The sequence below is a fragment of the Streptomyces tateyamensis genome (genome assembly GCF_003205575.1).
In the GTDB taxonomy this organism is placed as follows: Bacteria; Actinomycetota; Actinomycetes; order Streptomycetales; family Streptomycetaceae; genus Kitasatospora; species Kitasatospora tateyamensis.
In genome coordinates this window covers 73,074-90,752 of record NZ_PYBW01000039.1, presented here as the reverse complement: position 1 = coordinate 90,752, position 17,679 = coordinate 73,074, and the positions used below count along the sequence as shown (strand labels likewise).

Annotated in this window: 14 protein-coding genes; 6 read left to right on the top strand and 8 right to left on the bottom strand. The window is 70.4% G+C overall.

What is annotated here, in order from left to right:
- Window positions 1-73: 73 nt before the first annotated feature.
- The 5 genes from C7C46_RS12660 to C7C46_RS12640 all read left to right on the top strand — a co-directional run bounded on the left by C7C46_RS12660 (window position 74) and on the right by C7C46_RS12640 (window position 4,932).
- The gene (locus tag C7C46_RS12660) at window positions 74-955 is read left to right on the top strand and encodes an aminoglycoside phosphotransferase family protein (protein WP_181442321.1); all 882 of its coding nucleotides are present in this window, start codon (window positions 74-76) and stop codon (window positions 953-955) included.
- A complete protein-coding gene (locus tag C7C46_RS12655; protein WP_110668858.1) occupies window positions 952-1,659 on the top strand; it encodes a histidine phosphatase family protein in 708 nt (235 codons plus the stop codon). Before C7C46_RS12660 ends, C7C46_RS12655 begins: the two co-directional genes overlap by 4 nt.
- Window positions 1,652-2,944, top strand: coding sequence for a serine--tRNA ligase (gene serS / locus C7C46_RS12650; RefSeq protein WP_110668856.1), 1,293 nt, complete (start codon window positions 1,652-1,654; stop codon window positions 2,942-2,944). Before C7C46_RS12655 ends, serS begins: the two co-directional genes overlap by 8 nt.
- Window positions 2,945-3,964 (top strand): glycosyltransferase family protein, encoded by a 1,020-nt coding sequence (locus C7C46_RS12645; protein WP_110668854.1) that lies wholly within the window; start codon window positions 2,945-2,947, stop codon window positions 3,962-3,964.
- A gap of 248 nt (window positions 3,965-4,212) precedes the next feature.
- A complete protein-coding gene (locus C7C46_RS12640) occupies window positions 4,213-4,932 on the top strand; it encodes a hypothetical protein (RefSeq protein ID WP_245984379.1) in 720 nt (239 codons plus the stop codon).
- A 279-nt stretch (window positions 4,933-5,211) separates the two neighbouring features.
- Here the strand turns inward: C7C46_RS12640 and C7C46_RS12635 are convergent, their stop codons facing one another.
- Together C7C46_RS12635 and C7C46_RS12630 are read right to left on the bottom strand one after the other, a co-directional pair.
- Complete coding sequence (locus C7C46_RS12635; protein WP_110668853.1) at window positions 5,212-7,845, bottom strand: valine--tRNA ligase; 2,634 nt, start codon at window positions 7,843-7,845, stop codon at window positions 5,212-5,214.
- Window positions 7,846-7,864: 19 nt separating this feature from the next.
- The gene (locus tag C7C46_RS12630; protein ID WP_110668851.1) at window positions 7,865-9,583 is read right to left on the bottom strand and encodes a proline--tRNA ligase; all 1,719 of its coding nucleotides are present in this window, start codon (window positions 9,581-9,583) and stop codon (window positions 7,865-7,867) included.
- 186 nt (window positions 9,584-9,769) lie between these two features.
- Here C7C46_RS12630 and C7C46_RS12625 point away from each other — a divergent pair, with 186 nt between their 5' ends.
- Complete coding sequence (locus tag C7C46_RS12625) at window positions 9,770-10,963, top strand: damage-control phosphatase ARMT1 family protein (protein WP_245984378.1); 1,194 nt, start codon at window positions 9,770-9,772, stop codon at window positions 10,961-10,963.
- Here the strand turns inward: C7C46_RS12625 and C7C46_RS12620 are convergent.
- From C7C46_RS12620 to C7C46_RS12595, 6 genes are all read right to left on the bottom strand, one after another.
- Window positions 10,947-11,759 (bottom strand): hypothetical protein, encoded by an 813-nt coding sequence (locus tag C7C46_RS12620; RefSeq protein ID WP_110668849.1) that lies wholly within the window; start codon window positions 11,757-11,759, stop codon window positions 10,947-10,949. The two genes, C7C46_RS12625 and C7C46_RS12620, sit on opposite strands and share 17 nt — an antisense overlap.
- 316 nt (window positions 11,760-12,075) lie before the next feature.
- Window positions 12,076-13,440 carry a protoporphyrinogen/coproporphyrinogen oxidase gene (locus tag C7C46_RS12615; protein ID WP_110668847.1) on the bottom strand — a complete coding sequence of 455 codons (1,365 nt, stop codon included), beginning with the start codon at window positions 13,438-13,440 and terminating at the stop codon, window positions 12,076-12,078.
- Entirely contained in the window at window positions 13,437-14,432 is a 996-nt protein-coding gene (locus C7C46_RS12610) for a UbiA family prenyltransferase (protein ID WP_245984377.1), read from the bottom strand. The genes C7C46_RS12615 and C7C46_RS12610 overlap by 4 nt, the downstream gene beginning before the upstream one ends.
- A gap of 95 nt (window positions 14,433-14,527) precedes the next feature.
- Complete coding sequence (locus C7C46_RS12605; RefSeq protein ID WP_110668845.1) at window positions 14,528-16,123, bottom strand: class I adenylate-forming enzyme family protein; 1,596 nt, start codon at window positions 16,121-16,123, stop codon at window positions 14,528-14,530.
- Window positions 16,111-16,947, bottom strand: coding sequence for a class I SAM-dependent methyltransferase (locus tag C7C46_RS12600; RefSeq protein ID WP_110668843.1), 837 nt, complete (start codon window positions 16,945-16,947; stop codon window positions 16,111-16,113). Before C7C46_RS12600 ends, C7C46_RS12605 begins: the two co-directional genes overlap by 13 nt.
- Before the next feature lie 91 nt (window positions 16,948-17,038).
- The gene (locus C7C46_RS12595) at window positions 17,039-17,542 is read right to left on the bottom strand and encodes a hypothetical protein (protein WP_110668841.1); all 504 of its coding nucleotides are present in this window, start codon (window positions 17,540-17,542) and stop codon (window positions 17,039-17,041) included.
- Window positions 17,543-17,679 lie beyond the last annotated feature (137 nt).

Below are 17,679 nucleotides of genomic sequence, written 5' to 3'. Positions count from 1 at the left end.
GCGGGCGACGGTAAAGCCCTTCGTGCCCCCGCGCAGTGCATGGCACCGCCTCCGGGATCACTATGGTCCCGGAGTGTACAGCTGGCTGGCCCGAGCCCCAGAGCTGTTCGTCAAAGCGGCGCAGCGCTGGGGGCTGATACTGGACCGCTACCACGATGCAGGCCACGCCTCGCTGCTGATGGTCACGCATGAGCGGAGCAACGGACGCACGATTCTGCTCAAGGCATGGCCGGAGGACAAGCGGTACCGCAACGAGGTGATCGCCCTCGCGCTCTGGGTCGGCGGACCGGCCGTGAGGGTGCTCCACCAGGCCGATGACCTAGGTATCGCGGCGTTGGAGCTGGTCGGCACCGAGCCTGGAGGCTCTGCGCCGCCGGGGGCGGACGAGTACTCCGTGGTGGCCGACGCCCTTGCTCGGCTGCACGCCCTCGGCCAAGCGCCGGGCTCCCACCACCCCGCGCTGCCCCGCCTCGGGGACTTCCTCGCGGACGAGATGCTGCCCCGGGTGCGGCGGCGCATGGAACTACAAGGCCCCCGGCCGCCCCTCGACGGCGCGGCGCTCGGACAGAGACTGGTCGAGCAGCTGCGCCAGGACCCGGTAGGAGCGGTAGTCCTCCATGCGGATATCTACCGGGAGAACGTCCTGTTCGACCGTGAGAGGAACCCCGTTCTCGCCGATCCCCTGCCGATGGTCGGCGACCAGATCTTCGACTGGGCCTTCTGGACCGTCTACTACGACCTCGGGCGTGGTACCCGAGCCCGCTTCGAGATCGCCGTCAGGACCGCCGGCCTCGATCCACGCCGGCTACGCCGCTGGAGCCTTGCCCTGTGTGTGGACGGCCTCCTGTACTACCGCGAAGTGGAAGACGACCGTGTGTCCGTGATGGAGCATGTGATCGCCGGGTTGGCAGGGGACCTCGGTCTTACCGTCGTCCAGGAGTGGCGCACGACATGACGACCTATCTCCTACGTCATGCCAGCACCCAGTACAGCGCCGACCACCGGGTCAACGGTGACCCGACCGTTGAGCTTCCGCTCGATACGGCTGGGCAGGTCAGCTGCCGTACTGGTGCAGGCATCATCAGCGCCATCGAACCGGAGGGCTGGGTCGTATCCTCGTTCGCCCGGACGAGCGAGACTGCTCGTCGCCTGATGGGCGGCGCAGACACGTCCGTCAACGTTGAGCCGGCCCTCGATGAACTGGACTACGGACAGTTCGAGGGTGGCCCCTACACTGCGTATGCGCGGTGGCTGGTGGTGGAAGGCCCATGGGAATGCCCGCCCGGTGCCCGCGAGTCCCAGCGTCAGGCGATCCGGCGGATGCTCGTCGGGCTGCTGCGCACCACCGCGTCGCCCTCACCGAGGTTGGTGGTCGCGCACGGACTGCTGTCTTCCGTACTGCGCTGGCTGGGGCGCACTCTCGACGGGATCGTCCCGGCTCTGCCGCTCTTCTTCGATGAAGTGCCCTGCCTCTACCTGATCAAGATCACAGATGCCGAGCTCGAAGCTATGACATCGATCCTCTTCGAAGCCCTTGAAGCGGAGGAGAGGGACACTGTGGCGGCGGGGCGCTGGATTATGCGGCTGGAGGACGAGCGCGTCCTTGCTACCTTCGATGGACTACCCGTCCAGCAGGAGGAGAAGAACTCCCATGCATGATCCCCGCGCCCTCATCGAGATGGGCCCGGAGGCGGTCCGCCGCCTCGCCCGCCGCGGCTACACCCTGGATCTTTCTGCGTTGGAGTCCCTCCAGTCCCGTCGATCCCAACTCATCCTCCGGGTTGACGAACTGCGGGCCGAGACCAAGCGCGTAGCCCAGGACGTCCAACACGCTGCTCGCCAGGGCGAGGACACAGGGGCGTTGAAGGAGCGGGCGCGCGAGATCAAGGAGCTGATCCGCTCGGCCGAGGTCGAGCAGGAGCAGGCTCAGACCGAGCTCCGTAACCTCCTGCTCACCGTCCCGAACCTCCCGCTCGACAGCACCCCGGAGGGGGACTCCGACGAGCACGCCGTCGAGCTGCGCAGGGTCGGCGCTCCGCAGTCCTTCTCCTTCGAGCCCAAGGACCACGTGGACCTCGGTGAGGCTCTCGGCATCCTGGACTTCGGGCGGGCAAGCAAGCTCTCCGGCTCGCGATTCAGTGTAGTTCGAGGCGCCGGCGCTGCCATCGAGCGTGCTCTCGCCGCGCTCTTCCTGGACCTGCACACGAAGCGGCACGGCTACACCGAGCATTCGGTGCCTTACCTGGTCACCCGTCAGACCATGACGGGCACCGGCCAACTGCCGAAGTTCGAGGAGGACCTCTTCGCGACGAGCATGGGCGACCGCGAGCTCTTCCTGATCCCGACCGCCGAGGTCCCGCTCACCAACCTCTACGCGGACGAGATCATTCCGCCCGCCGACCTGCCGCTGGCCCTCACCGCCTACACCCCCTGCTTCCGCTCGGAAGCCGGCTCGTACGGCCGTGACACCCGCGGAATCTTGCGCCAGCACCAGTTCTCCAAGGTCGAGATGGTCCGCATCTGTGACCCGAAGGACTCGCAGGCCGAGCTGGAGAAGATGCTCGGGCACGCCGAGGCCTGTCTGAAGGAGCTTGGCCTGGCTTACCGGGTCGTTCAGCTCGCCGCCGGCGACCTGGGCTTCTCCGCCCAGATCACCTATGACATCGAGGTCTGGCTGCCCAGCCAGCAGACCTATCGCGAGATCTCCTCCTGCTCGGACACCGGTGTCTTCCAGGCCCGCCGAGCAGGGATCCGCACCCGTGACGAGCACGGCAAGACCAAGCCGGTCGCCACCCTCAACGGCTCCGGTCTGCCCATCGGCCGCACCCTGGCGGCTCTGCTCGAGCAGGGGCAGCAGCACGACGGATCGGTCGTCCTGCCTGAGGCCCTGGTGCCCTACCTCGGATTCCGCCGAATCGCGGCGGACGGAACAACGGAGGCATAAGTGTTAGTCGGCGTCTGCGACTTCCCTAGCAAATACACCTTCCCGCCCGCCGGTTACGGCGGGATCGAACGCTGGCTCTGGGCAGCAGCGGAAGGCGCCAGAGCCGCAGGCGCCGACGTACACCTCCTCGGCCCCGGCTGGAGGAGCGACCTGGGAGAGAACTGGACCATCCGTCCCGTTCGCTTCGAGGGCCTCCGGCCGGGTGACCGACAGACGCGTGAACTGGTCGGCAGCAAATATGACTTGGTTGTCGTCGGTCATGAGTATCCGTCCGTTCCGGCGTGGCGCCGGACTTGGGACGTGCTCGACTGCGATATCGCCACGTTCCAGCATTCGCCGACCTTCCAACACACGCCCGATGCCTTTGACGGCACCCGGTCCCGTCTGTACTGCTACTCGCCTGAGATGACCGCGCGCTACCGAACTCACAGCCCAGCACAGGAGCTTGCCGTCCATCTCGGCCTTGGCGAGGTCGAGCCACCAGCCGTGCCCGGCCGTGACCTCGTCTGGCTGGGCCGGATCGACCAACAGAAGGCGCCGCACCTCGCCGTCCGCGCCGCTCAGCTGCTCGGCCGACGGATCAGCATCGTGGGGCCCGTCTTCGACCGTGGCTACCTGCAACGCCACGCAGCGCTCTTCGCTGCAGAACACGTCACCTTGACCGGTGAGCTGGGCGGCTCGGCCAAGACTTCCGCATTCTCCCGAGCGGCGACGTACGTCTACACCTGCGCGCGCGACTACGTGGAAGCCGGCGCCGCCGTATTCGGGGAATCTCTGCGCACCGGCACACCCGTTGCCGCGATCGGCTGGCGTGACGGGACCTGCGCGGACGCTGCGCTGTGCTCGAATACCGGAGCCATTGCCCGAGTAGCACCTGAGGATGATGACGAAGTCGCGGCAAGACAGTTGGCTGGCGCGATCGAACGCTGCCTCACACTCAACGCGGCTGACGTGCAGGAGATCGGCTTGCAGCGGTTCGACCCCGAGCGTCACTTCCGCGTACTCGCCGCCGATTCATGATGCCCTCAGGCCTCGTGAGCGACTTGCTCGGCTCATTCGGCCCACAGTGGGAGCTCTCGGCCGACAAGGATGGGCGGTTCCGACTCGAACACCGTCAGCGAGGTACACCGTTCCACCCGCCGACCAGGCCAACCCCCTGGAATGTACTTCTGTGCCGGATCGAGGCCAGCTTTCACTCCTACGGCGTCGCGAGAGCGCGACCCCTCCCGCTGCGCTGGGGTCGCGATACTGAGCTGACGATATCCGCAGTGCAAGCCCTGGACCCCCTTCTGAAAGATCGTCAGCCATATGTCTTCCGCCGGGGATATCTTCCCCAGCCGGTAGTCAGACTTACTGGTGCTCGTGACACAAGCGGAAACCTGCGAGAAGGATTCCTGACCTCATTCGTCAACGTATCGCGCGTTGAACCAGTAGCCAGGCAGGATGAGTTCGGTGAGATCCTCGATCATTGGCTCTCCCTGCTCTCCTCGATCGGCCTCCACGCACGCCACCTTGCCATTCATGGTCGATCAACCGTGTGGACACGTCGTGAGGTCCAGGGCATCACCTTGCACTTTCGGCATATTGACCTACCCATCGGAGACATCGTCCTGCTGTGGAATGCCATAGATCCGAGCTGCATGGCCGTGGACCTAGGGTCCGGACTCGAACGGCTCGCCTGGGCCCGCACCCGGCAGTCATGGCCCCATCTGGTCTTCGGATCATTCGCCAGCATCTGCCCGAGTAAGACTCTCGATGCCATCCGCACCGCAACCCTGATGGTGGGCAGCGGGATTCATCCGGCGTCGAGAGGCGCCGGCGGAGTCCTTCGCCGACTGCTGACCGAGGTGTCGCCGATGGATGCGCCGTTGGGGGTGAGCGCGCTGGTGAGGGAAAGTCATGGTTTCTGGAGCAGTGTGTCAGCCATGCAGGTGCCTTGGCCGGAGGTGACCCAGACGATCGAGCGGGAGTTGGCTCGCCGGTCCTGATCTCTGTCGAGTATCAGTCGACGCAGCTGAATCTTGACGCAGACACCAGCATCCCCCACACCGTCAGTTTTCAGGAGCGGCCGATGGCCGAGTACGTGCCCTACTGCCTGTACGTGCCGGTCCAGGCCTGTCTCACGCAGGCCTGCTCGGCGGCTGAGGGACATGCCGTCACCGGCCGTACGGTCCCCTCCTCGTCGTAACGGGTAGCCCGGTTCGAGGGCGGACGGCCCGATGGGGGATCAGATCCCGTGATCTGAGCCCCCTCATCGAGCGTGCCTTCTATTCCACCGGCAGCTTGTCCAGCTGCCCCTTGATCCGGTCAATGTCCTCCGCCGCCTTCGCCAGGCGGGTGCGGATCTTGGCGATCACCTCGTCCGGGGCCTTGGCCAGGAAGGTACCGTTGCCGAGCTTGGCCTCGGACTGGGCCTTCTCCTTCTCCGCCGCGGCCAGGTCCTTCGTGAGGCGGTTGCGCTCGGCGGCCAGGTCGATGGTGCCCGACAGGTCGAGGGAGACTGCGGCGCCGGCGATGGGGAGGGTGGCGGTGGGGGTGAAGTCCTCGCCCTCCGGCTGGAGGCGGAGCAGTTGGCGGATGGCGGCCTCGTGCGCGGCCAGGGCGGTGTCCCCGAGCTCCAGGCGGGCCGGGACCTTCTGGGCCGGCTGGAGGCCCTGGTCGGAGCGGAAGCGGCGGACCTGGGTGACGAGTTGCTGGACCAGCCCGATCTCCTGCTCCGCGGCGGCGTCGCTGAACCCCGAGTCCTTCGGCCAGTCGGCGATGACCACCGACTCACGGCCCGTCAGCGTGGTCCACAGTGCCTCCGTGACGAACGGGACGATCGGGTGGAGCAGTCGCAAGGTGACGTCGAGAACCTCGCCGAGCACGCGCGCCGAGACCTCGGCCTGCTGACCGCCGCCGAAGAACGTGGTCTTGGACAGCTCGACGTACCAGTCGAAGACCTCGTCCCAGGCGAAGTGGTAGAGGGCGTCGGCGAGCTTGGCGAACTGGTAGTCGTCGTAGTAGACGTCGGCCGCGGCGACGATCTGGTTCAGGCGCGACAGGATCCAGCGATCGGCCGCCGACATCGCAGAAGCGGGCGGGAGTTCGCCCTCGACCGTCGCGCCGTTCATCATCGCGAACCGGGTCGCGTTCCAGAGCTTGTTGGCGAAGTTTCGGGAGGCCTGGACCCAGTCCTCGCCGATCGGGACGTCGACGCCCGGGTTGGCACCCTTGGCGAGGGTGAAGCGCAGCGCGTCGGAGCCGTACTTGTCCATCCAGTCCAGCGGGTTGACCGCGTTCCCGAAAGACTTCGACATCTTCTTGCCGAACTCGTCGCGCACCATGCCGTGGAACGCGACCGTGTGGAACGGCGGCCGGCCGTCCATCGCGTACAGGCCGAACATCATCATCCTGGCGACCCAGAAGAACATCAGGTCATAGCCCGTGACCAGGACGGAGTTCGGATAGAACTTCGCCAGCTCCGGGGTCTCTTCCGGCCAGCCCAGCGTGGAGAACGGCCACAGGCCGGCCGAGAACCAGGTGTCCAGGACGTCGGTGTCCTGCGTCCAGCCCTCACCCGAGGGCGGCTGCTCGTCCGGGCCGACGCAGACCAGTTCACCGTTCGGGCCGTGCCAGATCGGGATGCGGTGGCCCCACCACAGCTGGCGCGAGATGCACCAGTCGTTGAGGTTGTCGACCCAGTCGAAGTAACGCTGCGCCATGTCGGCCGGGTGGACGGTGACCCGGCCGTCGCGGACCGCGTCGCCGGCCGCCCTGGCGAGGGTCTCGACCTTGACCCACCACTGCATCGACAGACGGGGTTCCAGCGTCGTCCGGCAGCGTGAGCAGTGGCCCACGGAGTGGACGTACGGGCGCTTCTCGGCGACGATCCGACCCTCGGCGCGCAGGGCGGCGACGATCGCGGAGCGCGCCTCGAAGCGGTCCAGGCCCTGGAAGGGGCCGTGGACGGTGATGATGCCCCGTTCGTCGAGGACCTCGATGCGGTCGAGGTCGTGGCGTTGGCCGATGGCGAAGTCGTTCGGGTCGTGCGCCGGGGTCACCTTGACGGCGCCGGTGCCGAACGCCGGGTCGACGTGCCGGTCGGCGACGACCGGGATGCTCCGGTCGGTCAGCGGCAGCTTGATGGTGCGTCCGACCAGGTGCCGGTACCGCTCGTCGTCCGGGTGGACGGCGACGGCGGTGTCACCGAGCATCGTCTCGGCGCGGGTGGTGGCGACGACGACGGCGTCCTCGCCCTCGCCGTACTGCACGGAGACGAGCTCGCCGTCGTCGTCCTGGTAGTCCACCTCGATGTCGGAGATGGCAGTGAGACAGCGCGGGCACCAGTTGGTGATGCGCTCGGCGCGGTAGATCAGCTCGTCCTCGTAGAGCTTCTTGAAGATGGTCCGGACGGCACGGGACAGGCCCTCGTCCATGGTGAACCGGTCCCGGCTCCACGCCAGGCCCTCGCCCAGGCGTCGCATCTGACTGGCGATCTGCCCGCCCGACTCGGCCTTCCACTGCCAGACGCGCTCGACGAAGGCTTCGCGGCCCAGGTCGTGCCGGGACCGGCCCTCCTTGGCGAGCTCACGCTCGACGACGTTCTGGGTGGCGATGCCGGCGTGGTCCATGCCGGGCTGCCACAGCGTCTCGTAGCCCTGCATGCGCTTGCGCCGGGTGAGGGCGTCGATCAGCGTGTGCTCGAAGGCATGGCCCAGGTGGAGGGAGCCGGTGACGTTCGGCGGCGGGATGACGATGGCGTACGGCGGCTTCTCGCTCCTGGCGTCAGCCTCGAAGTACCCCCGCTCCACCCAACGCTCGTACAGCGCACCCTCTACCTCGGCCGGCGCGTACTGGGTCGGCAGCTCGGTGGTAGGCGTAGTCTCGCCGGCGGGGCTCTGCGGAGCGTTGGGGGTCATGCCGGGAAGCCTAGGCGCGTTACCCGTCCGCGCTCATCCGAGTTTCTCGCCGCTTCCGCAGGTGCTCCACCGCTTCACCCACCGGCACCAGCTGCGTCTCGCCGGTGGCCCGGGTGGTGAGCTCCACCGTGCCTTCGGCTAGGCCGCGGGCGCCGACCGTGATCCGGTACGGGATACCGATGAGCTCGACGTCGCGGAATTTCACGCCGGGACGCTCGTCGCGGTCGTCCAGCAGCACATCGACCCGCTCGGCGCGCAACTGCCGGTACAGGCTCTCGGCGGCCTCGGTCACGGTCTCGTCGGTGGTGCTCAGCATGACGACGGCCACCTCGAAGGGGGCGACCGCAGCCGGCCAGACGATGCCCTTCTCGTCGTGGTGGGTCTCCACGATCGTGGCCAGCGCGCGCTCCACGCCGATGCCGTAGCTGCCCATGATCGGAGTCACCCGGTCGCCGTCGGGGCCGGCCACGGTGACGCCGAGGGCCTCGGTGTACTTGCGACCGAGCTTGAAGATGTGGCCCACCTCGATGGTGACCACGACCTCCAGTGCGGTGCCGCACTGGGGGCAGGGCTCGCCGGAGACGACCTCGCGCAGGTCGGCCCAGTGCTGCACCGCGATGTCCCGCTCGACCGACAGGCCGCGCAGGTGGACGCCGTCGGTGTTGGCGCCAGTGGTCATGTCGGTGCGGCCGCGCAGGGCCTCGTCCGCCAGGATCGGCAGGCCGGTGACGCCGACCGCGCCGAGGCTGCCGGGCGAGGCGCCGAGCGCGGCCTGGATCTCCTCCGCAGTAGCCGGCCGTACGGCGGTCGCGGCCAGGGCGTCGAGCAGCTTCTGCTCGACGAGGGTGTGGTCGCCGCGCAGCACGACCAGGGTGAGCCGGCTGTCGACCACGAGGACGAGAGTCTTGATCTGGCGGTCCGCCGGAACCCCGTGAAGGCGGGTCAGCTCGTCGATGGTGCGGGCGTCCGGAGTGTCGAACCGCTCGGGCGCGTCGAGGCCGGGGCCGTCCGCCACCGCGGCCAGGGCGGAGGTGGCCTTCTCGGTGTTCGCGGCGTACCGGCAGCTCGGGCAGCGGACCACCAGGTCCTCGCCGGCCTCCGAGGGGCTCATGAACTCCACCGACGCGCTGCCGCCCATGCTCCCGCTGGACGCCTGCACGGCGATCGCGGGCAGGCCGAGCCGGGCGAAGATCCGCTCGTAGGCGGCCTTGTGCAGGTCGAAGGAGCGGTCCAGGCCCTCCTGCGCCAGGTCGAAGCTGTACGAGTCCTTCATCGTGAACTCGCGCACCCGCAGCAGACCGCTCTTGGGGCGCGCCTCGTCGCGGAACTTGGTCTGGAACTGGTACCAGATCTGCGGCAGGTCCCGGTACGAGCGCAGCTCCTGGGCCAGGACGGTGAAGATCTCCTCGTGGGTCATGCCGAGTGCCATGTCCGCGCCCTTGCGGTCCTTGAGCCGGAACATCTCCTCGCCCATCACCTCCCAGCGGCCGCTGCGCTGCCAGATCTCGGCCGGGTGCATGGCCGGCAGGACGAACTCCTGCGCGCCGATCGCGGTCATCTCCTCGCGGATGATCTCCACGATCTTGGACCGGACGCGCACGGCCAGCGGCAGCAGGGAGTAGTGCCCGGCCATCAGCTGCCGGACGAACCCTCCCCTCACCAGCAGGCGGTGGCTCACCGCGTCGGCGTCCGCCGGGTCCTCCCGGAGAGTGGGCACGTACAACTGGGACCAGCGCATGGGTCTGGACACCGTCCTCTCAAGGAAGCTGCGGATGGACCACGCAACAGGGATCGCAGTCTAGTGACGGAACGCCGGGCGGATCGCCGCATTTTGCGCAGGTCACCACGGAGAAGCGCTGTCGGCGGGGTGCCGAGGTCGAGAGGATGCCAGGGGCAGAATCTGACTTCGGTCGCCTGCCTGCCGGTGGGCCGCCTGTTCACGCCGAGAGAGGTCGAGTGCCACGTGCCAACCGCGCCGGTGATCCGTAGCAATGTCCCTGGGTCGTTCGCCTGGAGTGTGTTCCACGAGCGCCACCCCGAGCTGGTTCAGCGGGTGCTCAGGGCGCTGCCGTACGGGCCTGGCGAGCGGGCGCGGGTGGAACAGTTGCTCGCCGAGAGCACCTCGGGGGTGCTCGAACCGCTGCCCGAGAGTGCCCAGGACGGGGCGCAGTGGCTGGCGTGGGGCGAAGGACTGTGGGGGCGGCCCTGGGGTGAAGCGCCGTTCCTGTGGGCGGAGAGCTACTTCTACCGCAGGCTGCTGGAGGCCACCGGGTACTTCGGGGCCGGCGCCTGGCGCGGGGTGGATCCGTTCGCGCCGTTCAAGGCTGCCGAGTTGGGCGGGGCGTCGGTCGACGAAGAGTTGGCCGCGCTGGCGGACTTGGACGGGCTTCAGGCGGAGGTGCTGGTGGCATCCGCGTTGTGGGGCAACCGGGCGGACCTGAGTTTTCAGATCACTGCGGGGGTGGCCGGGGCCGGCGCGTCCGAGCTACTGGTGGATGAAGGGGCGCTGCTGTGGGCCGAGTTGAAGCACCGGCCGGGTGGACTGGTGTGCCTGGTGGCGGACAATGCGGGCCGGGAGCTGCTGCCGGACCTGGTGCTGATCGACTTCCTGCTGAGGCAAGGGCTGGCCGGGCGGGTGGTGCTGTACGTGAAGCCGCAGCCGTACTTCGTCTCGGACGCCACGATGGACGATGTGCTCGCGACGGTCGAGCGGCTGCGGAACGCACAGCCGGATGCCGCGCGGGAGGTCGGGCGGCGGTTGTGGCAGGCGATGCGGGGTGGGGAGCTGGACGTCCGAACGCACGCGTTCTTCTGTGCGCCCCTGCCGTACCGGGAGATGCCCGCCGACCTCGCGGCGGAGTTCGGCGCGGCAGTGATGACGGTGATGAAGGGCGACCTCAACTACCGTCGGCTGGTGGGTGATCAGCTGTGGCCGCCGACGACGGCGTTCGGCGAGGTGGCGGGCTGCTTCCCGTCGTCGGTCGCCGCGCTGCGGACCTTGAAGTCGGACGTGATCGTGGGCATGGATGAAGCAACGGTCAGCAGGTTGGACGGGTCGGACGAAGCGTGGCGAACGAGCGGGCGCCATGCCGTGGTTCAGGTCAGCGTGCGCACGTAGCCAGCATGGCCGCGCGGGCGCGGGCGGCCCCCGCCGCGGTGACCGCCGCGCCCAGGCCGACCGCTACCCGGGGTCGGGCGAGGCCGGTGCAGGAGCGGCAGGGCCCGTTGACGGGGATCGGGTCGTGGCAGGCGGGGCACTCGGTGAGGCGCGGTGGCGGGGGTGCCGACGGCGGCGGGGGCAGTTTTCGTTCGAGGCGGTTGCGCAGGATGCCGACCGGCGAGCGCAGGAAGGCGGGCAGGTCGGGGAGCAGGGCACGGGCCAAGTCCGCGACGGTGCTGCCGCGTTCGAGCCAGCGGGCGACGAGCGGAGCGAGGGTCAGAGCCTCTGCCTCGCCGAGGCGCAGGCGGGGTTCGGAGCGCAGCACGCGGCGCAGGACCTGCAGCGCGATGTGGAGGCGGTCGGGGAGGGAGGGTTCTTTGTTCCCTGGTTCTTTGGGAAGGGTGTCAGGCGGGCCGGGGTCGGGTTCACCGGGTTCCGGGTGGGTGTCAGTCGGTGGACCCAGCTGCGGGGTGTCGAAGACGTGGGCCTCGGAGCGGAGGGTGCCGTTGGGGAGGCGGACGGTGTCAACGCGGTAGTAGCCCGCTGCGGTGAGTTCCTTGAGGGCGCGGCGGACGGTGCCGCGGCCCTGCGGGCTGGTGTCGGCCATCTGGCGACCGTCCTCGCGGTGGCCGTCCGGGCGGGAGAGCAGATCGGCGAGGAGACCGCGGGCGGTGAAACTCAGGCTGCGGTCCTGGAGGGTCGCGTTGGGCAGAACCGTGAACGAGCGCGCGTGCGCGCTACGATGAATGTGCATTGGAGTGTCTGTGCTCCGGTGCCGGGCCCCGGGGTGTTGGCGCACCGCCGGGGTCAACTCGTAATCATGACGCTGCACAGCGTAACTGATTGTCTGGCAGTACTCGAAACGGGTGGGCGCGTTGCTGCGCGAGTGCCCCGATTCTTCGAACTGAGTGCCGATCAATTCCGATGAATGGATATTAATTACGGGCTTGCGCGGAACTCGCCTCGACCGCCCGGCGCCCTGAGGCGGATTGGGTGGCGGGAAGTCGACTCCGCCGACTTCCCGCGTTGCTTCTGGCGAAGGGCGAGCGAAGCCCCGAAAGGGAAGGGCGCTAGGCGTAGGCCGCGGCCGCCGGCACCCCGGCGCCCCGCAGGATCCGCTCGACCGCCAAGCGCGCCGAGCGGACGGCGCCCTCGCTGCTGGGGCGCGCCATCACCCAGTCCCCCGCGTACTCGACCGACCGCAGTGGCCGCTCCAGGAAGGCCCGGCGCAGCCGCAGCGCCTGCGGGGTGGCCTCGGGCAGGCCGTGCCGGAAGCGGTGCACGAAGGTGGCGGTGGTGGCCGCGCGCAGCCCGGGCAGGTAGCGCTCGGCCTCCGTCAGGGCGACCGAGACGACCCGCTCGTCGGGCTCGTCCAACAGTTCGGGGCCGGCCCCGGGGGCGACGAACAGGCTGACCAGCCCGCGGCCCTGGGGCGCGCGACCGTCCGCCTTGAGGTGGTCGAGGATGGCACCCGCGAAGACCCTGTTCTCGGTCGCGGGGACGGAGAGCGTGTAGCTGGGGCTGCGGGTGGGGCTGGGCAGCGCCCGGTCCAGCAGGCAGGCCACCTTGAGCATCGGGCTGAAGGTGCTCGCCGCCAGGAACGGCCGCTCGTCTGCGGGGAGTTCGGGGTGCAGGGCCAGCGCGACCGGCGCGGGGACCGCCAGCACCACGTGCCGCGCGGTGCGGACCGCGCCGTCGGCGAAGTGCACCGCGGCGCCCACCGCCTCCGGCGTCACCGCGCGGACCGGGCAGCCGACCGCGACGTCGACCCGGGCGGCCAGCGCCCGTGCGAGGGTGTCCATCCCGGCGCGGTAGGTCATCCACCGGGCACCGACGCCGCCGACCGCCAGGAAGTTGGCCAGCATCGGCCCGATCGCCGACCGCTCGGGCCGCCAGCCGAAGCAGTGGCCCGCGACCGGCTGGAGCAGCGCGTCGAGCAGCTCGGGGTGGCGCCCGGCCGCGTACTGACTGAGCGTCAGCTCGCCCAGTGGCGTGCGCTCGGGGTGGTCGGGGTCGAACTCGCCGCCTCGGCCGAGCAGTTCCACCGCGCTGCGCAGCCAGGCCAGCCGCCCGCGCCAGGACATCCCGGCACCGGTCAGCAGGCCAGTGGGGTGGCCCAGGTGGGCGTGCGCCCGGCCGTGGCGCCAGAGCGCGAAGCCGCCGTTGACCACCGCCACCTCGCTGCGGCGGATGCCGACGGCGCGGATCAGCTCCCAGGTGGCCTCGTAGCCCCGGCCGGCGATGGTCTCGGCGCCCTCGTCGAGCAGGTAGCCCAGCCGCCGGCTGCTGGCCATCCGGCCGCCGACCCGGTCCTGGGCCTCGAAGACCCGGACCCACAGCCCGGCCTGCCGCAGCCGGAAGGCGGTGGCGAGCCCGGCGATCCCGGCGCCGACCACCGCGACATCGCAGTCGAAGCGCGGATCGGGGGCGCTCATGCGGCGGCTCCCAGGTCGAGCAGCAGGTCGACGGCGACCAGCAGGGCGACGGCGAGCCGGTGGATCCGGACGCCGAGCAGCCGGGCCCGCAGGATGTCGCCGCGGCCGATGCCCAGCACGAACTGCCGTACCCGCAGCCCGATCACCGGCGCCATGGCGGGCAGGAACCACCAGGGCGCGAGGCCGGACACCGCGGCACCGGCGATCAGCACGGTCTCCAGCGCGCTGACGGCGGCGACGAAGAGCGCGTTGCCGCGGGGCGAGGTGAGCACCGCCACGGTCGGCCGGCCCACCGAGCGGTCGCCGGGGATGTCGTTGATGTTGGAGTAGACGCCGAAGAGCAGCGGCCCCAGGCCGAACAGCAGGGTCTGGACGATCGCCAGGCCGCCGGCCTGCCCGGTCAGCAGCCCGTGGAACGGCAGCACGAAGAACCAGCCGAGCGCGGCGATGAACACCTCCTGCAGCCCGTGGTAGCTGAGCTTCAGCCACCAGGAGTACTGGAAGCCGAGGGCGAACCAGAGCACGACGCCGAGCACCGCCCAGGCCGGGCGGTGCGGCGCCAGCGCGAGCGCGCCCGCCCAGCTGACCGCGCAGGCCGCCAGGGCCAGCCAGCCGAAGCGCACGGCCTGCCCGTCGGTCAGCGCTCCGGTCACCAGCGGCTTGCGGGCGAGTCGGCGCGCGGGGGCGTCGGGGCCGTAGTTGGCCGCGTCGCTGCCGTCGCGGTAGCCGGTCACGTCGTCGAAGGTCACCAGGGCCGCCGTCAGCGTCACCTGTCCGAGCAGGACGAGCAGCAGCACCACCGACGTGCGCCCGGGTGCGGCCCAACCGGTGGGTCCGGCCAGGGCGGCGAGCAGCGGAACGCTGAGGTAGTAGTCGTAGATGTCCAGCTTGGCCAGCCGGGCGTACGCCCGCCAGGGGATCGGCGCCCGGGCGGCGCCGAGGCCGGCGGCCTGCGAGGGGGTGAGGGTGTTCACGATGGGGACGGGCTCCACGGCGGTTCTCGGTCCTCTCGGTCTGCTCCGACCCGAGGGGGACTCCTGGGTCGGGTGTGGTGGGCGACTGACGCGGGGTCAGCGCGGGAAGGCGCTCAGGTCCAGCGCCCTGTACCCGAGGCCGCCGTGCCACTCAGGTAGCGCTCCCGCAGCTCGTACCGGCGGACCTTCCCGGTGCCGGTGACCGGCAGCGCGTCCCGGCCCAGCAGCAGCGGCTCGGCCAGCGCCGGCAGGTCGCGCACGGCGTGCGCCCACCGCCCCGGGTCGAGCACACCGTCGCGGGTGACCAGCACCGGCAGCGGCGGCCGCTGCGGACCGGCGTCCAGCAGCACGGCCTCCTCGACCTCGGGGAGCCGGTCGTGCAGCACGTCCTCCAGCTCGACGCAGCTCAGGCCGGGGATCCGGTCCACCTCGCGGTCCAGCAGCAGCAACCGCCCGGAGCGGGTCCGGATGCCGAGGTCGCCGGTGTGGAACCAGCGTCCCTGCAGCTTGGCCGCCCAGCGGTCCTGCTCGCCGAGGTAGCCGGCGCACAGCCCCCGGGTGCGGGTCAGCACCACCCCGGCGCTGCCCCGGCGCACCGGCAGTCCGGTCTCCGGGTCGACCACCCGCAGGGCGGTCCGCCCCGGCACCGGGCGGCCCAGGTCGCGGGTGGTGGGGTGGCGCTCCTCGCGCCGGGCCAACGCCCGCCGGGTCAGGAAGCGGAAGGTGAGCGGGCCCGTCTCGGTCTGCCCCCAGCCCTGTAGCCAGACCGGCAGCCGGCGCGCCGAGGCGTCCAGGTAGGCGCGCACGGTGGGCGGATGGACGGCGTCGAAGGTGCTGACGAACAGCCGGGTGTCGCGGAACGGGTTCTGCGGGCCGGCGGTGAGCGGCTGCCAGCGCACGTAGCTGGTCGGCAACAGCTCCACCAGGCTGGGCGGGTCGGCACCCAACAGCTCTGCGGCGCGCGCCGGTTCGGAGTCGGCGAGCAGCAGCACGGTGCGCGGGCGGGCCCAGAGGGTGGAGATGGTCCAGGAGACGGAGCGGCCGTGCGCGAAGGCGCTCGCGCAGGCCACGGTGTCCTCGGGCCGCACCGAGACCAGCGGCCAGCGGTGCGCCTCGAACGCGGTGATCTTGCGGACCAGGCTGGCGGTGGTGTGCACCACCAGCTTGGGCAGGCCGGTGGTGCCGGAGGTGTGGTTGATCACCAACGGCTCGTCGTCGGACCGGCGGTGGACGGGCGGCACCGCGCCCCCGCGCAGCGTGGCGGCGTCGATCGCACCGGGCGCGGGGCCGTCCAGGCAGATGGTGCGCACGCCGCCGGGAGTGCCGCCGAGCGCCAGGGTGTACCGGTCCGAGAGCAGCACCGCCGGTGCGAGCCGGGCCAGCAGGGCGGCCAGCGCATCCGGCTCGAGGTGGTCGGAGAGCAGCGCGGCCACCGCGCCGATCCGGGCGGCCGCGGCGGCCAGCAGCGCGTAGTCCCAGTGGTTGCGCTTGTGGACCGCCACCCGGTCGCCGGGGCCGACCCCGGCAGCCGCCAGTACGGCCGACAACTCGGCTACCAGTTCAGCCAGTTGCGGGACCGTCCACTCCTCCCCGCCCTCCGGGGCGACGTCCAGCGGCCGGCTCAGCCGCACCGCGGTGGTCGTGCCGCGGTCGGCCAGGGTCTCGAAGAACGGGCCGAGGTCGAGCGGCCTGCGGGTCAGCAGTCGCACGCCGCTGCTCCGTTCCGGGCGGCCGGCTGCCCCGGGCGCCGGGCCTGCACCGAGTAGAGGACCGGCGAGCAGATCGCGAACTGCGGATCGCGCAGCAGCGCCCGCAGCCGCTCCAGCTGCTCGTCCGTCAGCCCCTGGGCCAGCAGCCGCTCGCGCAGCATGTCGAAGTGGCTCAACTGCAGGGCCAGGCCCGGGTGTCCGGACCGCCACAGGGCCACCTGCGGCTGCGGGTCGATCCGGTCGTACCCGGCCGCCAGCAGGTCGGCGGCGCACTCGCGCCCCCAGACCGCCCGGGCGCCGCTGACCTCCAGCGCCCGCGCCTTGGCGGCGAGGTACTCCTCGTACAGCTCGGCCGCGTCGGCGGACGGCGCCAGCAGCACCGGCCCGTAGCTGACGTCGAACTCGTCGAGCTGCAGCCACCCGCCGGGCCGCAGCGCGCCGAGCAGCCGGTCCAGCACCGCCAGGCGCTCCGGCAGGTGCTGCAGCACCAGGCGGGCGTGGATCAGGTCGAACTCACCCTCGGGCAGCGGGTCGTGGACGATGTCGTGGCGCAGCACCCGGACTCCGGCGACCGGGCGGATCCGCCTGGTGTCCACATCGGTGGCGAGCACCTCACCGCCGGGCAGCACCCGCGGAGCCAGCCAGTTGGCGACGGTGCCACCGCCCGCGCCGATCTCCAGGCAGCGCCAGCCGGGGGCGAGCCCGGTACCGGCCAGCCGCTCGGTGGTGAACGGGTCGAAGGCCTCGCTCAGCGCCCGCATCTGGGCCTCGGACAGGTCGGCGGCCTCGGCGAAGGCGTAGCCGGGGGCGGCGGTTGCGGTCATCGGTACTCCGGTACTCCGATTACGAACGGCGTCGGGGAAGCAGGCGGGGAGCCGCCGAAGAATCGACGGCTCCCCTTGGACTGACCGTGGATCAGCTGAAGTTCAGGTCGTAGACGCCCTGGGCGCGGGGCACGAAGTTGGCCTGGCCGGTGATGCCTTCGTAGATCCCGGTGCCGCCGTTGACCACCCCGTTGAAGGAGTCGCCGCCCGACGCACCGGTGTTGCTGATCGGCAGCTCGGCGCTGAAGGAGATCTGGTCGCCGCTGTTGAACTTGATCAGGCCGGTGCAGAAGGCCTGGTCGGCGGCGGCCGAGACGGCGTCCTTGTCGCACAGGTCGTAGGCGGTGCCGACGACGGCGCCGTTGGTGTCCTTGACCCGGGCGGTGCCGCCGAAGGCCGCGCCGACGGTCTGCGGCACGTTGGCCTCGTCGTTGGTGCCGGAGAAGTCGAGGGTCAGCGCCGGAACCGCGGCGGCCTTGTGCGCGGTGTGGTTGGTCGCCAGCGCCGACGGGATGCTCAGCGCACCGACGGTGCCCACGACCAGACCAGCGACCGCGAGGGCGACGGAACGCTTGACCGTGACGACTCGTTGCATGGGTCCTCCTAGGACATATCGGGCGGACTGCCCGAGCTCGGCGCCAGTTGATCACAACCAGGCAGCAAACCGTCACGCTCCGTGTCCTGGGCGGGTCGATCGGGGGCGACCGACCGTCGCCCATGCGCGCCAAGGGA

Excerpts from the sequence above, each read along its gene's own strand:
- C7C46_RS12655 (WP_110668858.1), top strand. The coding sequence starts at position 952 with ATGACGACCTATCTCCTACGTCATGCCAGCACCCAGTACAGCGCCGAC.
- serS (WP_110668856.1), top strand. The coding sequence starts at position 1,652 with ATGCATGATCCCCGCGCCCTCATCGAGATGGGCCCGGAGGCGGTCCGC.
- C7C46_RS12635 (WP_110668853.1), bottom strand. The coding sequence starts at position 7,845 with ATGACCCCCAACGCTCCGCAGAGCCCCGCCGGCGAGACTACGCCTACC.
- C7C46_RS12630 (WP_110668851.1), bottom strand. The coding sequence starts at position 9,583 with ATGCGCTGGTCCCAGTTGTACGTGCCCACTCTCCGGGAGGACCCGGCG.
- C7C46_RS12620 (WP_110668849.1), bottom strand. The coding sequence starts at position 11,759 with ATGCACATTCATCGTAGCGCGCACGCGCGCTCGTTCACGGTTCTGCCC.
- C7C46_RS12615 (WP_110668847.1), bottom strand. The coding sequence starts at position 13,440 with ATGAGCGCCCCCGATCCGCGCTTCGACTGCGATGTCGCGGTGGTCGGC.
- C7C46_RS12600 (WP_110668843.1), bottom strand. The coding sequence starts at position 16,947 with ATGACCGCAACCGCCGCCCCCGGCTACGCCTTCGCCGAGGCCGCCGAC.
- C7C46_RS12595 (WP_110668841.1), bottom strand. The coding sequence starts at position 17,542 with ATGCAACGAGTCGTCACGGTCAAGCGTTCCGTCGCCCTCGCGGTCGCT.